Annotated in this window: 12 protein-coding genes; 6 read left to right on the top strand and 6 right to left on the bottom strand. The window is 69.2% G+C overall.

Features of this window, described 5'->3' with window-relative positions:
• Together D588_RS24050 and rpoE are read right to left on the bottom strand one after the other, a co-directional pair.
• Nucleotides 1–324: RseA family anti-sigma factor (locus tag D588_RS24050; protein ID WP_255325429.1), on the bottom strand; the 324-nt coding region annotated here is incomplete at its 3' end.
• Nucleotides 321–941, bottom strand: coding sequence for an RNA polymerase sigma factor RpoE (rpoE, locus tag D588_RS0105185; RefSeq protein WP_010340494.1), 621 nt, complete (start codon nucleotides 939–941; stop codon nucleotides 321–323). The genes rpoE and D588_RS24050, both read right to left, overlap by 4 nt.
• A gap of 239 nt (nucleotides 942–1,180) precedes the next feature.
• Between rpoE and D588_RS0105190 the strand changes: the two genes are divergently transcribed.
• Entirely contained in the window at nucleotides 1,181–3,244 is a 2,064-nt protein-coding gene (locus D588_RS0105190) for a 3-hydroxyacyl-CoA dehydrogenase NAD-binding domain-containing protein (protein WP_017915218.1), read from the top strand.
• A gap of 398 nt (nucleotides 3,245–3,642) precedes the next feature.
• Here D588_RS0105190 and D588_RS0105195 read toward each other — a convergent pair whose 3' ends face one another.
• The 3 genes from D588_RS0105195 to D588_RS0105205 all read right to left on the bottom strand — a co-directional run bounded on the left by D588_RS0105195 (nucleotide 3,643) and on the right by D588_RS0105205 (nucleotide 6,709).
• The gene (locus tag D588_RS0105195; RefSeq protein WP_017915219.1) at nucleotides 3,643–4,650 is read right to left on the bottom strand and encodes a cation diffusion facilitator family transporter; all 1,008 of its coding nucleotides are present in this window, start codon (nucleotides 4,648–4,650) and stop codon (nucleotides 3,643–3,645) included.
• Between the two features lie 283 nt (nucleotides 4,651–4,933).
• Complete coding sequence (locus D588_RS0105200) at nucleotides 4,934–5,545, bottom strand: DUF4142 domain-containing protein (RefSeq protein WP_017915220.1); 612 nt, start codon at nucleotides 5,543–5,545, stop codon at nucleotides 4,934–4,936.
• 156 nt (nucleotides 5,546–5,701) lie between these two features.
• Nucleotides 5,702–6,709: a putative sulfate exporter family transporter gene (locus D588_RS0105205; RefSeq protein WP_043083518.1), complete on the bottom strand. Its 1,008-nt coding sequence runs from the start codon at nucleotides 6,707–6,709 to the stop codon at nucleotides 5,702–5,704.
• A gap of 102 nt (nucleotides 6,710–6,811) precedes the next feature.
• Here D588_RS0105205 and D588_RS0105210 point away from each other — a divergent pair, with 102 nt between their 5' ends.
• From D588_RS0105210 to galA, 4 genes are all read left to right on the top strand, one after another.
• Complete coding sequence (locus D588_RS0105210) at nucleotides 6,812–7,705, top strand: LysR family transcriptional regulator (RefSeq protein WP_017915222.1); 894 nt, start codon at nucleotides 6,812–6,814, stop codon at nucleotides 7,703–7,705.
• 325 nt (nucleotides 7,706–8,030) lie between these two features.
• Complete coding sequence (locus D588_RS0105215; RefSeq protein WP_026143403.1) at nucleotides 8,031–10,733, top strand: TonB-dependent receptor; 2,703 nt, start codon at nucleotides 8,031–8,033, stop codon at nucleotides 10,731–10,733.
• Between the two features lie 16 nt (nucleotides 10,734–10,749).
• Nucleotides 10,750–11,925: an arabinogalactan endo-1,4-beta-galactosidase gene (locus tag D588_RS0105220; protein ID WP_017915224.1), complete on the top strand. Its 1,176-nt coding sequence runs from the start codon at nucleotides 10,750–10,752 to the stop codon at nucleotides 11,923–11,925.
• Entirely contained in the window at nucleotides 11,922–14,483 is a 2,562-nt protein-coding gene (gene galA, locus D588_RS0105225; protein WP_017915225.1) for a beta-galactosidase GalA, read from the top strand. Before D588_RS0105220 ends, galA begins: the two co-directional genes overlap by 4 nt.
• A gap of 260 nt (nucleotides 14,484–14,743) precedes the next feature.
• On the opposite strand, the gene D588_RS0105230 is transcribed toward galA, so the two are convergent.
• Nucleotides 14,744–16,672 carry an alpha-L-fucosidase gene (locus tag D588_RS0105230; protein WP_026143404.1) on the bottom strand — a complete coding sequence of 643 codons (1,929 nt, stop codon included), beginning with the start codon at nucleotides 16,670–16,672 and terminating at the stop codon, nucleotides 14,744–14,746.
• Between the two features lie 445 nt (nucleotides 16,673–17,117).
• Here D588_RS0105230 and mutS point away from each other — a divergent pair, with 445 nt between their 5' ends.
• A complete protein-coding gene (mutS, locus tag D588_RS0105235; RefSeq protein ID WP_051067840.1) occupies nucleotides 17,118–19,730 on the top strand; it encodes a DNA mismatch repair protein MutS in 2,613 nt (870 codons plus the stop codon).
• The last annotated feature ends 271 nt before the right edge of the window (nucleotides 19,731–20,001 follow it).

The following is a 20,001-nucleotide window of genomic DNA, read 5'->3' on the forward strand; positions in this document are numbered from 1 at the left end:
CTTGCCGGCGGCGCTGGCCGCATCGGCACGCGCGGCCTGCTGCGCTTCGGCGGCCACCGCCTGGCGCACGCGGGCGCTGAAATCGCTGGGCGCAGGCACGCTGACGCGGCCGCGCAGGATGTCGCCGCACAGCTGCCAGCGCTCGTGGCAACCGGACAGTTCCTCGTCGTGCTGCAGCCGGCGCAGCACGAAGCGCGCTTCGTCGGCCGGCAATTCGCCATCGATCAGCGCGGACAGTTGCTGCCGGTAGTGCAGCTCGAACTTGTCCGGCGCTGCGCTGTCGGGCGCCGGCACTGGCTTGGGAAAGGGCGTGCTATCGGTCATACGCGGTGTCGCTCACGGGTGGCGCTGTCGGTATCCAGCAGGGGACGGAGTTCGGCGTCGATGGCCTCGCGGGCGCGGAAGATCCGCGAACGCACGGTGCCGATCGGGCAGCCCATCTTCTGCGCGATGTCCTCGTAGCTCATGCCCTCCACCTCGCGCAGGGTGATGGCGGTGCGCAACTCTTCCGGCAAGGCGTCGACCGCCTTCATCACCGTGCGCTCCAGTTCCTGGCGCATCAGCTCGCGCTCGGGCGTGTCGGTGTCGCGCAGCCGGGTGCCGCTGTCGAACTGCTCGGCATCGAGCACGTCGACATCGTCGGTGGGCGGCCTGCGGTTGTGCGCGACCAGGTAGTTCTTGGCGGTGTTCACGGCGATCCGGTGCAACCATGTGGAGAACTGGGCGTCGCCGCGGAAACTCCCGATCGCGCGGTAGGCGCGGATGAAAGTGTCCTGGGCCACGTCCTGACATTCGCTCCAGTCGGCGATGTAGCGCCCGATCAGCCCGACGATCCGATGCTGGTACTTGCGCACCAGCACATCGAACGCCGCGCTCTCGCCGCGCTGCACACGCCGGACCAGTTCCAGGTCCAGCTCCTGGGGTGTTTCGACATCGGCCATAGCGGGCCGCACTCCTGTCAGCCCAACCTACGTCGGACCCTCTGACCGCCAATTCGGAAAAAAGTTCAGCGCCCCTCAGCGGATCGCCGCCCCACGACGTTAACCGGCGTTCCGTTAGGCTGGCGCAAGGCCAGCGGTCGCGGGACGCGCCTCAATTCCCCTGCATTGGGATTTGACGCGACGGAAACAACCTCTGGATGATAACGATCTTCTCCATACACAAGCGGATGGTCCTCCCCATGCTTTCAGGCTTCGACGGGCTCCGATTCAGTCACTGGCAAGCGGACATCCGCGGCGACGGCATCGTCGTGCTCAGCCTCGACCGCCAGGACGCGCCCGTCAATGCGCTGTCGCAGGACGTGCTGCTGGAGCTGGGCGACCTGCTCGAGCGCATCGCCATCGACCCGCCCAAGGGCGTGGTGATCCACTCGGCCAAGGACAACGGTTTCATCGCCGGCGCCGATCTCAAGGAATTCCAGGAATTCGACCGCCGCGGCACCGTCAACGACGCCATCCGCCGCGGCCAGGCCACCTTCCAGAAACTCGCCGAGCTGCCCTGCCCCACGGTCGCGGCGATCCACGGCTTCTGCATGGGCGGCGGCACCGAGATCGCCCTGGCCTGCCGCTACCGCGTCGCCTCCAGCGATGCGGCCACCCGCATCGGCCTGCCCGAGACCAAGCTCGGCATCTTCCCCGGCTGGGGCGGCAGCGCGCGCCTGCCGCGACTGATCGGCGCGCCGGCGGCGATGGACCTGATGCTCACCGGGCGCACCGTGTCGGCCTCGGCGGCGCGGGCGATGGGCCTGGTCGACAAGGTCGCCGCGCCGGCCGTACTCACCGATACCGCCGTGGCGTTGGCGCTGTCCGGCAGCGCCCGTCCCTTCAAGCAGCGCGCCACCGCCTGGGCCACCAACACCTGGCCGGCGCGCAAGCTGCTGGCGCCGCAGATGCGCAAGCAGGTGGCGCGCAAGGCGCGCAAGGAACATTACCCGGCGCCATACGCGCTGATCGGCGTGTGGGAACGCAGCGGCGGCAGCGGTATCCAGGCGCGCCTGGACGCCGAGCGCAAGGCGGTGGTCAAGCTGGCCAGCACCCCGACCGCGCGCAACCTGATCCGCATCTTCTTCCTCACCGAGCGGCTCAAGGCGCTGGGCGGCAAGGACCACGGCATCCGCCACGTGCACGTGGTCGGCGCCGGGGTGATGGGCGGCGACATCGCCGCCTGGTCGGCCTACAAGGGCTTCGAGGTGACCCTGCAGGACCGCGAGCAGCGCTTCATCGACGGCGCGCTGAGCCGCGCCGGCGAGTTGTTCGCCAAGCGGGTCAAGGACGACAGCAAGCGCCCGGCAGTGGCGGCACGGTTGAAGGGCGATTTGGCCGGCGACGGCGTGCCGAGCGCCGATCTGGTGATCGAGGCGATCATCGAGAACCCGCAGGCCAAGCGCGAGCTGTACCAGGCGCTGGAGCCGCGCATGCAGCCGACTGCGCTGCTCAGCACCAACACCTCCTCGATCCCGCTGACCGAACTGCGCGAGCACATCCAGCGCCCGGCGCAGTTCGGCGGTCTGCACTACTTCAACCCGGTGGCGCAGATGCCGCTGGTGGAGATCGTCTGCCACGATGGCCTGGCGCCGGAGAACCAGAAGCGGCTGGCCGCGTTCTGCAAGGCGATCGACAAGCTGCCGGTGCCGGTCGCCGGCACGCCCGGGTTCCTGGTCAACCGCGTGCTGTTCCCGTACATGCTGGAAGCGGCCACCGCCTATGCCGAAGGCATTCCCGGCCCGGCGATCGACAAGGCCGCGGTCAAGTTCGGCATGCCGATGGGCCCGATCGAACTGATCGACACCGTGGGCCTGGACGTGGCCGCGGGCGTGGGCGCCGAACTGGCGCCGTTCCTGGGCCTGCCGATCCCGGCGGCGCTGCAGACGGTGGAGCCGGGCAAGCGCGGCAAGAAGGACGGCCAGGGCCTGTACGCCTGGGAGAACGGCCGCGCCAAGAAGCCGGAACTGCCGAAGGACTACCGTGCACCCGACGATCTGGAAGACCGCCTGATCCTGCCGCTGCTCAACGAAGCGGTGGCCTGCCTGCACGAGGGCGTGGTCGCCGACGCCGACCTGCTCGATGCCGGCGTGATCTTCGGCACCGGCTTCGCCCCGTTCCGCGGCGGCCCGATCCAGCACATCCGCGCCGCCGGCGCCGACGTGCTGCTGGCGCGCCTGCGCGCCCTGCAGGCGCGCTACGGCGAGCGCTTTGCGCCGCGCCCGGGTTGGGAGTCGCCGGCGTTGCGCGAACCGGTGGTGTGAGGCGCGCGCACGCCTTCTGTAAGCGTGCGTCAGGGCGCCTCCCAGAACGACAGGTCGCGCCCCTTTGGCAGCGGCTTCAGCCGCGGCGGGCGTTTCCCGGCAAGACCCGTCGCGGCTGAAGCCGCTCCCACGCGATCTTGCGGCGAATTCGCCGGGCGCACTGTGGGAGGGACTTCAGTCCCGACGCATTACGCCATCGGAAAGCGTGGCCGCTTCGCCCGGCGCTGCTGCATGACAGGTGATTCCCACAAAGCAAGCTGCCCGTAGCTTGATTGTGGGGAAAGCAGGTCGCTGCAGGCGCCCTTCAGTCGCACTCGGCATTCCAGGTGCGCGCGGACGACAAATCCCAAACCAGAACAAGGCCGCACCTGCACGAACACCGTTACGCAGCCGTGCTGCTAATGCGAATGCCCCTGCATGTGGCCGTGCCCATGTGCGGGATGGGCATGATCGTGATCGTGGTCCTCGTGACCATGCCCGTGATGATCGTGACCACCACCCTCGCCCTCCGCCGGCGTGCCGCACGGGGTAGCGCCGCAATGGCCGGCTTCCATCTGCAGGGTGATGTGATCGATGCCGAACTGCGCATGCAGGCCATCGCACAGCGCGGCGCGCACGGCATCGGCGTCACCGCCGTCGGCGACCACCACATGCGCGGTCAGCGCCGGCGTGCTGGAGGCCAGCGCCCACACGTGCAGGTCGTGCACGCTGGCCACGCCGGGCGCGGCCTGCAGATAGCCGCGCACCGCGCCCAGATCCACGCCCTTGGGCACGCCTTCCAGCAGCACGTTGATCGCCTCGCGCAGCAGCACCCAGGTCCGCGGCAACACCCACAGACCGATCAGCACCGCCAGGATCGGATCGATCAGCTTCCACCCGGTGACGCGGATCGCCAGCGCGCCGACGATCACCGCGACCGAGCCGAGCATGTCGCTCCACACTTCCAGGTAGGCGCCCTTCATGTTGAGGCTCTCGCCGCTGCCGGCCTTGAGCAGGCGCATCGAGATCAGGTTGATCAGCAGGCCGAATGCGGCGATGCCGAGCATGCCGACGGTGGCGATCTCCTGCGGTTGGCGGAAGCGCTGCACCGCCTCCCACAGGATGTAGCCGGCCACCACGAACAGCAGCGCGCCATTGACCAGCGCGCCCAGCGCCTCCAGCCGTGCGTAGCCATAGCTGCGCTTGGCATCGGGCGGGCGCCGGCTCAGCCGCACCGCGATCAGCGCGATCATCAGCGCCAGCGTGTCGGTGGCCATGTGCGCGGCATCCGACAGCAGCGCCAGGCTGTTGGTGAGGAAGGCACCGGCCACTTCCACCACCAGGAACAGCGCGGTGAGACCGAGCGCCCACCACAGGGGCTGCTCGTGGCGGATTTCGGTGGGGGCGTGGCTGTGATCGTGTCCCATGGGGCGACCCGGCGGCGATGCGGAGGAAGATGGCTGCTACCTTAGGCCGCCGCCTGCGCGGAGACTATTACACCGTTCGACAGCGGCACGCGCTCTTGTGCACTCGCGCAGCCGATTGACCGCAAGGGGATACGGCAACCAGGCACACTGGATGCCGGGGACATGAAGTCTGGTCGCTGCCTGCCCTGCCACACGCTGACCAAGGAAAAGGCTTGAGAAGCTCCCTCGCACGCGACTCATGAAAGCGCGGATCTCGGCATGGCGGCCGAGACCCGCACGACGCTCAACGGGCCGGCGCCGCCGATGGCGCGCCAGCGCTCTGCAACTGCTGCGCCTTGGCCAGGTGCTCGGCCACGTGCGTGCGCGTGGTGCGCAGATGCGCGACCACGTCCGGGGTCTTCGCGGAGGGGATCAGGGTGCTGTCGAGCATCTGCAGGGCGGCCTGGTGATCCTTGACCATCGCCATGACATAGGCCTGTCCGAAGCGATCGCCGTCCAGGGCCTGCAGCTTGCCGGCCTCCGCCTTGGCCTGCTGCATCTGCTGCTGCGCCGGTGCCGCCTTCGCATCAGGACCCCACGGCGCGATCTTGGCGTTGTTGTCCGAGTGCTCCTTGACCATCAGCATGGCGTAGTCGCGCACCGGGCCCTTGACCTGCTTCTGCAAGGCCAGGTTGCCGGCGTTGATCTCGCTGGTGTTGATCGCCGACAGCACGCCGAGCGCCTGCTTTTCGTTGAGCGCGGACGCGCGCGCGCCTTGCGCGCCCTGCATGCCGGTCGACGTCTGCGCAGCAGAGGTCGACGGCGTTTGCTGCTGCATGGCGCCGGGATCGGTACTGCCGGCCTGGCCGGACGTATCGGTCTGCGCATGCGCAAGGCCGACGCCGAGAACCGACATGAGCGCCAGAGAGAACGCGGAACGGGAATGACGCATGACAATCTCCTTTGCATGGCAGGTATCGCCATGCTCCGCGGCCTTTCGTGAGCGCTTGGTTGAACGTGGGTGCAGGCGATGCGAAATGCTGCAGATGCACGTGGACTGCGGCGCCTACGCCTACGGCAAGCAGCGCAGCAGCAACACGCTGAGGCTGGCCAGTGCCAGCAGCGAGAGCGTGCCGGCCGCCAAGACGCGGCCGCCGGACGCGAGCACCGTGCGCAGATTCACCGACAGTCCCAACGCGGCCATCGCCACCAGGGTGAACAGCAGCGACAGCGACTGCGCCGCTTCGATGAGCGACGCCGGCAGCACGCCCAGCGCGCGCAGCCCCATCATGCCGACGAAGCCGAACACGAACCACGGCACCAGCGCGTGCGCCGGGCGCCGCTGCGTCGGCGATCCACCACGGACCAGCCCCAGCAGCAACATCACTGGCCCGAGCATCAGCACCCGCATCAGCTTGACCAGCGCCCCCACCTGCGCGCTCAGCGCACCCACCGGCACGGTCGCCGCCAGCACCTGCGGCACCGCGTACACGGTCAGGCCGGCGAGGATGCCGTAGTGGCGCTGGTCCAGGCCCAGCACGGGCACCGCCAGCGGCAACAGCAACACCACCAGCACGCCAAGCGCCGCGGTGAAGGCGATCGCTGCAGCGACATCCTCGGAGTCGGCGTCGATCACCGGCGCCGCCGCCACGATCGCCGAATTGCCGCAGATCGCATTGCCGCACGCGACCAGCGTGGCCAGTCGCGACGGCAGGCCCAGCGCGCGACCGATGCCGTAGCCGATGGCGATCGCCAGCAGCACCACCGCGGCGATGGCGCCCAGCAACAGGCCGCCGGCCGCGCCGATGGCGCCTATGCCGACCGAGGCGCCGAGCAGCACGATGGCCAGTTCCAGCGGCAGCTTGGCGGCGAAGGCGATGCCGGCGTGCGTGGACGGCGGCAGGCGCCACGCCGTGCGCAGCAAGGTGCCGAGCACGATCGCGAACACCAGCGCGTCGATCCAGCGCCGGCCCAGCCACTGCAGTTGCGCGCACTCGGCCAGCCAGGCCAGCGCCGCCACCGCGATGGCCAGGGCCAGGCCGGGCAGCAAGCTGGAAGGTCTGTGCGGTTGGGTGCGCATGGCAGCGATCCGGATCGAGTGGCGGCAGATTGCGCCCGCAGACCGTTCCGATCCATCGCATAATTGTGCACACTTCATTCGCTCACTCCGAACGGTTGCCCCATGACCCTGGAACAACTCGCCCTGTTCGTGGCGGTGGCCGAGCGCCAACACCTGACCCTGGGTGCGCAGGCTGCGCACCGCACGCCCTCGGCCGCCAGTGCCGCGATCAAGGCGTTGGAGCAGCAGTACGGGGTGGCCCTGTTCGACCGGGTCGGTCGCGGCCTGGTGCTGACCGCGGCCGGTGCGGCGTTCTGTGAGGACGCCAAGGCGATCCTGGCGCGCAGCCGTGCGGCCGAACTGGCGCTGAGCGAGTGGCGCGGCGTGCTGCGCGGCACCCTTGATCTGCACGCCAGCCAGACCGTGGCCAGCTATTGGCTGCCGACCCGGCTGATGGCCTTCCATGCGCGCTATCCGCAGATCGAGATCCGCCTGAGCGTGGGCAACACCGACAGCGTGGCGCGCGCGGTGCGCGAGGGACGCGCCGAACTGGGCTTCGTCGAGGGCCGCGTGCAGGCCGCGGAACTGCTGAGTTCGCCGCTGGGCCACGACCGGCTGCGCGTGGTCGCCGCGCCGGACCATCCGTTGGCGGGGCGTCGCCGCCTCGGGCTGGCACGACTGGTCGCCGACAGCACCTGGATCATGCGCGAACCCGGCTCGGGCACGCGCTCGGCGTTCGAGGCGGCGCTGCGCGATGCCGGCATCGGCCCGGAGCGCCTGCGTGTGGCGCTGTCCCTGCCCTCCAACGAAGCGGTGCTGTCGGCGGTGCAGGCCGGGCGCAGCCTGGCGGCGATCTCGCAGCTGGCCGCGGCGCCGTGGCTGGAGAGCGGCCGCCTGCAGCCCCTCGCCGTGGCCCTGGGCGAACGCACCTTCCATGCCCTGCGCCACCGCGAACGCAGCCTGGGTGCCGCGGCAGCCGCCCTGCTCGGCTTGCAGGCACTATCCACCGCGGCCTGAGCCTGGCGTGGGCGACGGTAGACGCGGCGCGCGATATCCATTCCAAAACGAGATAGCCCTCGGCAAATGCTTCATTGGAATGGAATGCCTGTCGCTTCTATCCTCGTTTCCGGTCTCTCGCGCGCCAAGGCAGCGGACGGGGAATGTCCGCGGCGCCGCCAGCGGACATGCCACCCACGCCCCGCCACGTCGACAGACACGCCATCGAGGACAGCGACCGGGACAGCCTGCAGCCCTGCATGACGCCCTGTCGATGCCTCCAGGACCGGGTTTTCCGGTCCACGCCAATTTGATCGGTCACTTTTTGTCCTGGGAGGGAACAAAAATGCCTTTGGAACAGTCCCGTCGCCCGGTCGGCCGGCGCGCGCACCGCCCTGCCGCCCGCACCCTGCTGGGCGCGGCCATCGTCCTGGCCCTGTCCGGCAGCTTCGCCGCGCAGGCGCAGAGCGCCAGCGCCGATCCGGCAGCCACGCCACCCGCCAAGCCCGATGCCACGATCGACGCAAAGACCGGCCAGCAACCGGTCACCCTGGACAACGTGATGGTGGTCGGCCAGCGCGCCAGCCTGGAACAGGCGGTGCAGGCCAAGCAGCTCGACGACCACGTGGTGGAAGTCATCTCCGCCGACAACATGGGGCAGATGCCCAACGTCACCGTGGCCGAGGCGCTGGTGCGCCTGCCCGGCGTCAACGGCACCCGCGACCGCGGCAACGAAAGCCTGGCCACCGTGCGCGGCCTCGGCCCGCGCATGACCATGGGTACGGTCAACGGCCGCGAGATCGCGTCATCCGAACCCAACCGCGCGGTGCGCTGGGAGGTGTTCCCCACCGAGATCGTCTCCACCGTCAAGGTCTACAAGACCCCGTCGGCGGACCTGATCGCCGGCGGCATCGCCGCCACCGTGGACATCTCCACGATCAACCCGCTCGACCATACCGGCCCGACCTTCGTCGCCACCGGCGGCCCGGTCTACTACGACGAGGCCAAGGACGCGCGCGACTACTCGCCGTGGGGCCAGCGCCTGGGCGCGAGCTGGATCCACCGCATCAACGACAACCTGGCGGTCGCGCTCGGCGCCACCTACCAGAAGCAGAAGAACGCCGGCGTCTCGATCGGCAGCTGGGGCTACACCGATGCCAGCAACGCGCGCGATGTGGATGGCGACGGCAAGGTCGACTACACGCCCTGGGGCGCGGCCGACCAGCTCAAGCTGACCGAGCAGACCCGCACCGGCGCCATGGGCACCGTGCAGTGGCGCTCGGGCAACCTGGAACTCAAGCTCGACGGCCTGTACTCGCGCATCCGCATCGACGAGGACCAGCGCCAGAACTGGTTCAACAACCTCGGCTACAGCATCTACTCGGCCAGCAATCCGTACACCACCCCGGGCTCGTCCTACACCATCGTCGACGGCGACGTCGTGGCCGGCACTTTGGCCAATTCCAAGCTGCAGGTGGACCACGTCGTGGCCCGCTACGACGAGGTCAAGACGCTGGCGGCCGGCGGTCTCAACGCCAAGTGGCGCGGCGACGTGTGGACGCTGGGCAGCGACCTGTCGTTCTCGCAGGCCAAGCGCGACAACGACTGGCGCGCGGTGCGCTTCGGCAGCAACCCGGACACGGTGTCGTTCGACTTCCGCCATGGCGTCACCCCCACCATCAGCACCAGTTCCGACGCGCCGGAATGGGGCATCAGCGGCCAGACCGAACCGCAGGCGCTGCGCGACCGCATCGCCGCGCTGGCGCTGAGCGCCAGCCGCGCGATCGAGGATTCGCCGGTCACCGCGCTGGAGTTCGGCGCGCGCGCCTCACGCCGCGAGAAGCAGAACCGCCACTTCACCAGCTTCCAGTCCGGCTACAGCCAGCCGATCTCGGCCTACCAGGACCTGATCTACCCGGTGACGATGCCGGACCTGAACGTGCCGACCCTGACCGGCGGCGACCTGGACGCGATCGCCAAGCTCGGCTTCGGCGGCTTCGATCCCAACCTGGCCACCGAGCAGCGTCTGGATCACTGGAACGTCGAGGAGAACGTGCGCGAGGCCTTCGCCAAGGCGGTGTTCAGTTCGCAGTGGTTCGGCGTCGACGTCACCGGCAACGCCGGCGTGCGCGTGGTCCACACCGACACCGACAGCCATGGCTACGACACCGTCGGCGGCGTGGTGCAGCCGAGCAGCGCCGGCAAGACCTACACCGACGTGCTGCCCAGCGCCACGGTCAACTTCCTGATCGATCCCGAGCGCATCCTGCGCGTGTCGGTGGCCAAGGTGATGGCGCGGCCGCCGCTGGACGAACTGCGCACCGGGCGCGCGCTCGACGACCCCAACACCACCGTCGGCCAGCTCACCGGCAGCGGCGGCAACCCGCAACTCAATCCGTTCCGCGCCACCCAGTTGGACCTGTCCTACGAGTGGTACTTCCACAAGGAAGCGCTGGCGGCGCTGGCGCTGTACCGCAAGTGGGTGGATTCGAGCATCGGCTACAAGACCCAGCACGAGACCATCGACGGCCGCGACTACCTGATCAGCGGCCCGTTCAACGGCGGCGGCGGCTACATCAACGGTGCCGAGCTGACCTTCCAGACCACGTTCTTCTTCATCCCGCACATGGAGAACTTCGGCATCTACTCGAACTACTCGTACGTGGAATCCAACCTGCACGAGTTCTCGCCGGCGGACAATCCGCTGCCGCTCAGCGGCCTGGCGCGCAACACCGGCACGCTGGACCTCTGGTACAACAACAGCAAGTTCGAAGCGCGGATCGGCTACAAGTACCACAGCCCCTACACCGTGGTGTACGGCTGGAACGCGGCGCGGCTGGCGCGACTGGAAAGCGAAGGCACGGTGGACCTGAGCCTGGCCTGGCGCTACAGCGAGCACCTGGGCTTCAAGTTCCAGGTCGGCAACCTGACCAACGAACCGTTGCGCGCCTACAGCGACAACAAGCGCAACCGGCTCGCCAACCAGGACGATGGCGGCTACCAGCTGTTCGGCCGCCGCTTCGCCCTGGAAGCGACCTACACGTTCTGAGCCGGTGGAGACCCGCATGCGATCCAGACGCACCTGGCTGCCGGCGCTTGCGCTGGCCCTCGCCACCGCCCTCGCCGCGCCCATGGCCGGCGCCGGCACGCTGTACCTCGGCGCCGACCTGTCCTACGTCAACGAGATGGAGGATTGCGGCGTGCAGTACCGCGACCACGGCGCGGTACGCGACCCGTTCGAGCTGTTCCATGCGCACGGTGCCAACCTGGTGCGCGTGCGCCTGTGGAACGATGCGCGCTGGACCCGCTACAGCGACTTGAGCGACGTCAAGAAGACCATCCGCCGCGCGCGCGCGCAGGGCATGCAGGTGCTGCTGGACTTCCACTACTCCGACGACTGGGCCGACGGCGACAAGCAACTCATCCCAAAGGCCTGGGCCACCATCACCGACCAGGACGAACTGGCGCGCACGCTGTACGGCTTCACCTACGACACGCTGAGCGCGCTGGACCGCGCTGGGCTGATGCCGGAACTGGTGCAGGTGGGCAACGAAAGCAATTCCGACCTGATGGACAGCCAGCCCTGGGACAAGCGCCGGCCGATCGACTGGACCCGCAACGCCAAGCTGTTCAACGCCGGCATCCAGGCGGTGCGCGACGCCGGCGCGCGCTCGTCGATCAAGCCCAAGGTGATGCTGCACATCGCCCAGCCGGAGAACGTGGAGCCGTGGTTCGCCGACGCCGCCAAGGCCGGCGTGCGCGACTTCGACTTCATCGGCATCAGCTACTACCGCAAGTGGTCGCGCGAGACCATGGACCAGCTCGGCGCCACCATCAAGCGCCTGCGCCAGCGCTATCCGGCCGAGGTGATGGTGGTGGAGACCGCCTATCCGTGGACGCTGGAAAGCGGCGACCCCTCGCCCAACCTGCTCGGCGCCGACTCGCTGATCAAGGGCTACCCGGCCACCCCGCAGGGCCAGTTGAACTACCTGGTCGACCTCACCCAACTTGTGGTCGACAACGGCGGCAGCGGCGTCGTGTACTGGGAGCCGGCCTGGACCAGCAACACCTGCAAGACCCGCTGGGGCGTCGGCTCCTCGTGGGAGAACGCCAGCTTCTTCGATTTCCGCCACGGCAACGAACTGCTGCCCGGCATCGGCTTCATGCAGCACGCCTACCGGCAGGCGCCGGCCACGACGGCCGGCAAGAGTGCCGCGCCGGCGCAGGACGCGCAGCCGTGATCGAACTGAGCCGCCGCGACCTGCTGCGCTCACTGGTCGCCGGCGGCGTGCAAGTGGCGGTGCCCGGTGCCGCCGCGGCGCTGACGCCGGCCGCGCTCGCCGCCACGCCGGCTGGTAGCACCGCCATTGCGCCGCTCTCGCTGGACCTGGACGACGACGCACCGCGCCAGCGCCTGCTGTGCGATGGCGGCTGGCGCTTCCATCTCGGTCACGCCGACGACCCGGCGCGCGACTTCAACTTCGGCACCTTCCAGCGCACCTACGCCAAGGCCGGCAAGGACACTGCCGACGCCGCCCTGCTCGCCTTCGACGACAGCGCCTGGGAACGCATCGACCTGCCGCACGACTGGGCGGTGGCGCTGCCGCCGCGCCAGGACCCGACCTCCACCCTGGTCAACGGCGAAGACCCGGCCGCCGCGCACGGCTACACGCCGCTGGGCCGCACCGATCCACAGACCAGCATCGGCTGGTACCGGCGCGTGCTGGAGGTTCCGGCGGAAGACCTGGGCAAGCGGATCAGCCTGGAATTCGACGGCGTGTTCCGCGACTGCATCGTGTTCTGCAACGGCCACATCGTCGGCCGCAACGGCAGCGGCTACTGCGGCTTCGAAGTCGACCTCAGCGACGTGCTCGACTACGGCGCCGAAAACATCATCGCCGTGCGCGTGGATGCCACCCTCGGCGAAGGCTGGTTCTACGAAGGCGCCGGCATCTACCGCCACGTCTGGCTGCGCACCACCGACGCGCTGCACGTGCCGATGGACGGCGTATACGTGCGCAGCGCCTGGGACGGCGGCGACGCACAGGCGCTGGTGGAGACCGAACTCGGCAACCACGGTCCGACGCCGCGCCAGTGCAGCGTCGTCTCGGTGATCCGCGCGCCGGACGGGCGCATCGTCGCCCAGGCCAGTTCCGCGCCGATCACAGTCGCGCCCGGCGTGGTGCAGCGCGTGCAGCAGACCCTGGACCTGGGCACGCCCGCGCCGTGGTCGCCGGAGAACCCGCAACGCTACACGCTGTCCACGCGCCTGCTCGGCGACGGCCATACCTGCGACGCGACCACCACCCACTTCGGCGTGCGCCGCCTGCAGTTCGATCCGCAGCGCGGCCTGCTGCTCAATGGCGCGACCTACAAGCTGCACGGCACCAACAACCACCAGGACCATGCCGGCGTCGGCACCGCCATTCCCGACCGTCTGCACGAATGGCGCCTGCGCCAGCTCAAGTCGATGGGCTGCAACGCCTACCGCAGCGCGCACAACCCGGCCTCGCCGGCGGTGCTGGAGCTGTGCGACCGGCTGGGCCTGCTGCTGATCGACGAGACCCGGCGCATGTCCTCCGACGACGAGGCCATGGCTGAACTCACATCGATGGTGCGGCGCGGCCGCAACCATCCCTGCGTGATGCTGTGGTCGCTGGGCAACGAAGAGCCGCAGATGGTCACCGCGCGCGGCGCGCGCATCGTCGCGCGCATGCAGCGCCTGGTGCGGCGCCTGGATCCGAGCCGCCCCACCACCTTCGCCATGGACAAGGGCTTCGACGACGGCGTCGGCCAGGTCGTGGACGTGGTCGGCTTCAACTACCGCACCACGCAGATGGACGCCTTCCACGCGCGCCATCCGCAGATCCCCGTCTACGGCAGCGAGACCGGCAGCACCGTCGGCGTGCGCGGCAACTACCGCACCGACGACGTGCGCGGCTATGCCCGCGCCTACGACCTCGACTACCCCTGGTGGGCCAGCAGCGCCGAAGCCTGGTGGAGCTATGTCGCGCAGCGCCCGTACATCGCCGGCGGCTTCGTCTGGACCGGCTTCGACTACCGCGGCGAGCCGACCCCGTACAACCGCTGGCCGAACGTGGCCTCGCAGTTCGGCATCCTCGACAGTTGCGGCTTCCCCAAGGACAACTACTGGTACTACCGCGCGCAATGGACCACCGCACCGGTGCTGCACCTGTTCCCGCACTGGAACTGGGACGGCCTGCTGGACGAGCGCGACAACGGCATGGTCGACGTGTGGTGCCACAGCAACCTGGACGCGGTGGAACTGCTGGTCAACGGCGTCAGCCAGGGCCTGCAGCAGGTGCCGGCCTACGGCCACGTCGAGTGGCGCGTGCGCTACGCACCGGGCCGCATCGAAGCGCGCGGCTACCGCGGCGGCAAGCAGGTGCTGACGCAGCTCCGCGAGACCGTGGGCGCCCCGGCCGCGGTACGCCTGCGCTGCGAGCGCGCCACCCTGCTGGCCGACGCCGAAGACATCGCCGTGGTCGCGGTGGAGATCGTCGACGCCAAGGGCCGCGTCGTCCCGACCGCTAGCGACACCGTGCGCTTTACGGTTCACGGCCCCGGCCGCCTGATCGGCGTGGGCAACGGCGACCCGTCCAGCCACGAAAGCGACAAGGCCGACCACCGCCGCGCCTTCAACGGCCTGTGCATGGCCTTGCTGCAGACCACGCGCGATGCCGGCACGCTGACACTGGAAGCGACCGCGCCCGGATTGGCGCCTGCGCGGCTGGCGCTGAAGAGTGTGCGCACCAGGCCGCGGCCGTTCGTCGCCTGAGGCGGGCGCGCTTTCAAGGCGCCGTGCGGCGCCATCGTCATGCGCTCCCGACTCGGTTCTCCTACGCGGCGCTGACGCGCCAGCTGCGCCCGCCCAAGCCGTGGTCGGCACACGCGCGACGCACAATGAAGCGAAGCCGCTGACGCGTCATTCCGAAGCCGATCTACGACACCTCGCCAGCGTCGCCGCAGCCACGACGCTGCATCGCCCCGGCGATGCACGCTCCCCCACCGCGCATCGCGGCGAGGGAGCGCCAGCCCTCACCGCAAGCGCGAGAAGGCACCGATCCCGGCGATCGCCAGCCGCTCGGCGGGCAGCGCCGTTTCGGCGAACGACAGCCGCAGGTAACGGATCTGCCGGACTTCGGGGAAATTCAGCCGCTGGGTCGAGAGCGCGTAGGCGATATTGGACAACTCGCCGCCGCCGGCCGGCTGCCAGTGCTGGCCATCCTCGCTGCTTTCGGCGCGATAGCCCTTCGGCGGCGCCGCACCGTTCATCACCGTGCGCGAGGGAGTGAGGCTGAAGCCGGCGACCTGGCGCAGCGCACCGAGGTCGATGGTCACCTGCACGGGATGGCCCGGCGAGGGAGCGGGCACGACCCAGATCGTGCCGGCATCGTCGTCGAGCAACGTCTCCGCTCCCGGCGCGCTGGCCGCGACGATGCGCCAACCCGCGGTGGACAGCACGTCCGGCGCGTTCGTCGTGGGCCGCGCGACCGCAACGGGCGCCACCGCGCGGAACAGCGCGAATTCGCTGATCGCCGGACAGACCGGCGCCTCGAGCACACGCAGGCGCACACGGCGCGCGGCAATCGGACGATCGAGCCGCAGGATCCGCTGCGCGCCGATGCATTGCGCTTCGGCCAAGCGCTGCCACTGCCCATCTACCTCGGCGTCGACCGCGAAGCGGGTGACGCGCACGCCCAGCGGCAGGTATTCGCGCAGCCGGATCAGATCGAAGCTATGCGCCGCCGACAGTTCCAGCGTCAGCGTCGGCGTGGTGACGTCGTCCGGCGTGGACCAGTAGCTGTCAGGCTGGCGGTCGAGCACACGCTCCGGCTCGAACCCCGGACCGCGCGACGCGCTGGCGCTGGCCTTGGCACCCTTGGCCAGATCGATGGCGAAGCTGGCGCGGATCGCGTCGCCGAAGCTCTTCAACACCGCGACGTCGTGGTCGGCGATGCGGCCGCGCCGATCCGGCGGAAGATTGAGGTTCATGTTGGTGCCGCGCGCCACCGAGGTATCGAAGTAGCGCACCAGATTCTCCGGGCTGCGCACCTTGCCGTCTTCGTCGGCATGGTAGAACCAGCCCGGGCGGATCGAAGTGTTGGTCTCCGCAGGCCACCACAGCGCCCCGCCACGCACGCCAGCATTGCCGTTTTCCTGCGTGTAAGGCGCATTGGGCATGGTCGGCCAGCACGGATCGCCGGCCACGCCCTCTTCGTTGCCGACCCAACGGATATCTGCGCCCAGCGGATCGAAGGTGCAGGCCATCGGCTGGTGTTGGTGGACCAGCTCGATCATCCGCGGCCAGTTGTAGTAGGCGGGGGCATCGATCTTGCGGGTTTCGCGCGCTCCGCCGTAGTAACCGTCGCCACCATTGGCGCCGTCGAACCAGAACTCGAACAGGTCGCCATAACCCGTGCACAGCTCGACGATCTGCTTGCGGAAATAGTCGAGATAGCCGGGACGGCCATACTCGGCGTGGTTGCGATCCCAGGGAGAGAGATAGATGCCGAAGGCCAGGCCGGCACGCCGGCACGCCGCGGCCATTTCGCCGACGATGTCGCCCTTGCCGTTCTTGTAGGGCGAATTGCGAATGCAATGCTCGGTCAGGCGCGTCGGCCACAGGCAGAAGCCATCGTGGTGCTTGGCGGTGAAGATGATCCCCTTGAGGTTGCCCGCCTTGGCCGCGGCGACGATCTGATCGGCGGAGAAATCGCTGGGATCGAATCTGCGCGGATCTTCGTCGCCGTAACCCCATTCCTTGTCGGTGAAGGTGTTCATCGCAAAATGCACGAAGGCGTATTGCTCCCACCGGTGCCACCGCAGCTGCCGCGCGCTTGGCACGGCGCCCCACGGTGCCGGCCCTTTCGGGCGCGGCGCGGCCACGATCTGTGCGGCGGATGCGCTGAAGCCCGCGGCGACGGCCACGACACCCGTGGCAAGAAAGGTACGACGATCGATCATGGACGCCTCCGGCTCTACACAAGCCCGGATCTTAGCTTTTCCAACGGCGAAACAGTCCTGCCCGAAACGACACACGGGCATTCAAAGGGCACAACGTCACCGTGTGACCGATCCGCCGCCGCATGCTCGGGAATTGCACTGCGTGCTGTCGCCGATCCACTTTTTTACGGACAATGGCAGCTGGCACCGAGACGACTCGTACGCAGTTGCTGCGGACTCGGCATTGCACATGCTGCGTGCGCACCGGACATTCGCTGTCTCGCGATTGACCTTCCTGCCGTTGTCCGTGGAAACGGTGCGCCCCCGACGTTGCACCGTGGATCGGCAGGTGGCGCATCGAACCACGCACCGGGCTGGCGCCGCGCCACGCTGTCATTTGCTGCCGGCACCCGTCCATACTTGTCCACGGACAGTCACCCCGAAATTCCTTAAGTCACTGAATCAGATGCAGAATCGAGAAAAGACCCACGTTCCTGGAAGCGCAGCGGAGCATACCCCGCTGATGAAGCAGTTCTTCGCCGCAAAGTCCGAGTACCCGGACCTGCTGCTGTTCTTCCGCATGGGCGATTTCTACGAACTGTTCTACGAAGACGCGCGCAAGGCCGCGCGGCTGCTGGACATCACCCTGACCCAGCGCGGCAGTTCCGGCGGTGCGCCGATCCCGATGGCCGGGGTGCCGGTGCATGCCTACGAGGGCTATCTGGCACGGCTGGTGGCGCTGGGCGAGTCGGTGGCGATCTGCGAGCAGATCGGCGACCCGGCGCTGGCCAAGGGTCTGGTCGAGCGCAAGGTGGTACGCATCGTCACTCCCGGCACGGTGACCGACGAGGCCCTGCTGGACGAGCGCCGCGACACCTTGCTGATGGCGATCGCACGCAACAAGCACGGCTACGGCCTGGCCTGGGCCGACCTGGCCGGCGGCCGCTTCCTGGTCAACGAGGTCGACAGCGAGGACGCGCTGGAGGCGGAACTGGCGCGACTGGAGCCGGCCGAACTGCTGGTGCCCGACGAGGACCAGTGGCCGGAGTTCCTGCGCGAGCGCCGCGGCGTGCGCCGCCGGCCGCCGTGGCTGTTCGACGCCGACAGCGGCCGCCGCCAGTTGCTGGCGTTCTTCCAGTTGCACGATCTGAGCGGCTTCGGCATCGACGACAAGCCTCGCGCCACCGCCGCCGCCGGCGCCCTGCTCGGCTACGTGGAGGAAACCCAGAAACAGCGCCTGCCGCACCTGACCGCGATCGCGATGGAGACCGCCGGCGAGGCAATCGCGATGAACGCGGCGACCCGCCGCCACCTGGAGCTGGACACGCGCGTCGACGGCGACACCCGCAACACCCTGCTCGGGGTGCTCGACAGCACGGTCACGCCGATGGGCGGGCGCCTGCTGCGGCGCTGGCTGCACCGTCCGCTGCGCCTGCGCGAGGTGCTGGTGCAGCGCCACCACGCGGTCGGCACGCTGATCGACCGCGGCGCCGACGCCGACCTGCGCGAGGCGTTCCGCGCGCTCGGCGACGTCGAGCGCATCCTCACCCGCGTCGCCCTGCGCTCGGCACGCCCACGCGACTTCTCCACGCTGCGCGACGGCCTGGGCCTGCTGCCGAAGGTGCGCGCGGTCCTGGCACCGCTGGATTCGCCGCGGCTGGCGGCGTTGGCGGCGGAGCTGGGCCAGCACGACGAGATCGCGCACCTGCTCGCCTCGGCCATCGCCGAACAGCCGCCGCTCAAGCTCAGCGACGGCGGCGTCATCGCTGCCGACTACGACGCCGAACTGGACGAACTGCGCCGGCTCAGCACCAACGCCGACCAGTTCCTGATCGACCTGGAAGCGCGCGAACGCGCCAACAGCGGCATCGCCACGCTGAAGGTCGGCTACAACCGCGTGCATGGTTACTACATCGAGATCAGCAAGGGCCAGGCCGACAAGGCGCCGGTGCACTACAGCCGGCGCCAGACCCTGACCAACGCCGAACGCTACATCACCGAGGAACTGAAGAACTTCGAGGACAAGGTGCTGTCGGCGCGCGAGCGCGCGCTGTCGCGCGAGAAGCTGCTCTACGAAGGGTTGCTGGACACGCTGGGCGAGCGCCTGGAGCCGCTCAAGCGCGCCGCCGCCGCACTCAGCGAACTGGACGTGCTGGCCGGCTTCGCCGAACGCGCGCAGGCGCTGGACTGGACCCAGCCGGAACTGGAGACCGGTGCGTGCCTGCGCATCGAACGCGGCCGCCACCCGGTGGTGGAAGCGGTGCGCGAGCAGCCGTTCGAGCCGAACGACCTGGACCTGCACCCCGACCGCCGCATGCTGGTGATCACCGGCCCGAACATGGGCGGTAAATCGACCTACATGCGCCAGAACGCGCTGATTGTGCTGCTCGCGCACATCGGCAGCTACGTGCCGGCGCGGCGCGCGGTGATCGGCCCGATCGACCGCATCCTCACCCGCATCGGCGCCGGCGACGACCTGGCCCGCGGCCAGTCCACCTTCATGGTCGAGATGGCCGAGACCAGCTACATCCTGCACCACGCCACCGCGCAGTCGCTGGTGCTGATGGACGAGATCGGCCGCGGCACCTCCACCTACGACGGCCTGGCCCTGGCCGACGCGGTGGCGCGTCACCTTGCCCACCACAACCGCTGCTACACGCTGTTCGCCACGCACTATTTCGAGCTGACCGCGCTGGCCGACGAATCGGTCGAAGGCGGCGCCAGCGGCATCGCCAACGTGCACCTGGACGCGGTCGAGCACGGCGACCGCCTGGTGTTCATGCACGCGGTCAAGGACGGCCCGGCCAACCGCAGCTTCGGCCTGCAGGTGGCGGCGCTGGCCGGCCTGCCCAAGGCCACGGTGGCGCAGGCGCGGCGACGCCTGGCGGAACTGGAACAACGCGGCGGCGAGAGCCACGCCTCGCAGATGGCGCCGCAGGCGCTGGACGCACCGCAGCAGTTCGGCCTGTTCGCGGCCACGCCGTCGGCTGCGCAGGAGGCGCTGGCCGCACTGGATCCGGACGAACTCACGCCCAAGCAGGCGCTGGAAGCGCTGTACCGGCTCAAGTCGCTGCTGTAGGCGGCCTGCGATTTAGCCCCTCTCCCACCTGGAGAGGGGTTGGGGTGAGGGTCCGGCGCGAAGCGTCTCGCCGCGTCAGGGTGCACGAGGCTTCGCCCGTACCCTCATCCGCCCCTGCGGGGCACCTTCTCCAAGGGGAGAAGGAAAGCGCTAGAGCCCCTCTCCCCCCAGGAGAGGGGTTGGGGTGAGGGTCCGGCGCGAAGCGTCTCGCAGTGTCAGAACGCACGAGGCTGCGCCCGCACCCTCATCCGCCCCTGCGGGGCACCTTCTC

Origin of the sequence: Xanthomonas sp. SHU 308, from assembly GCF_000364645.1 — a bacterium.
GTDB classification, from domain to species: Bacteria; Pseudomonadota; Gammaproteobacteria; order Xanthomonadales; family Xanthomonadaceae; genus Xanthomonas_A; species Xanthomonas_A sontii.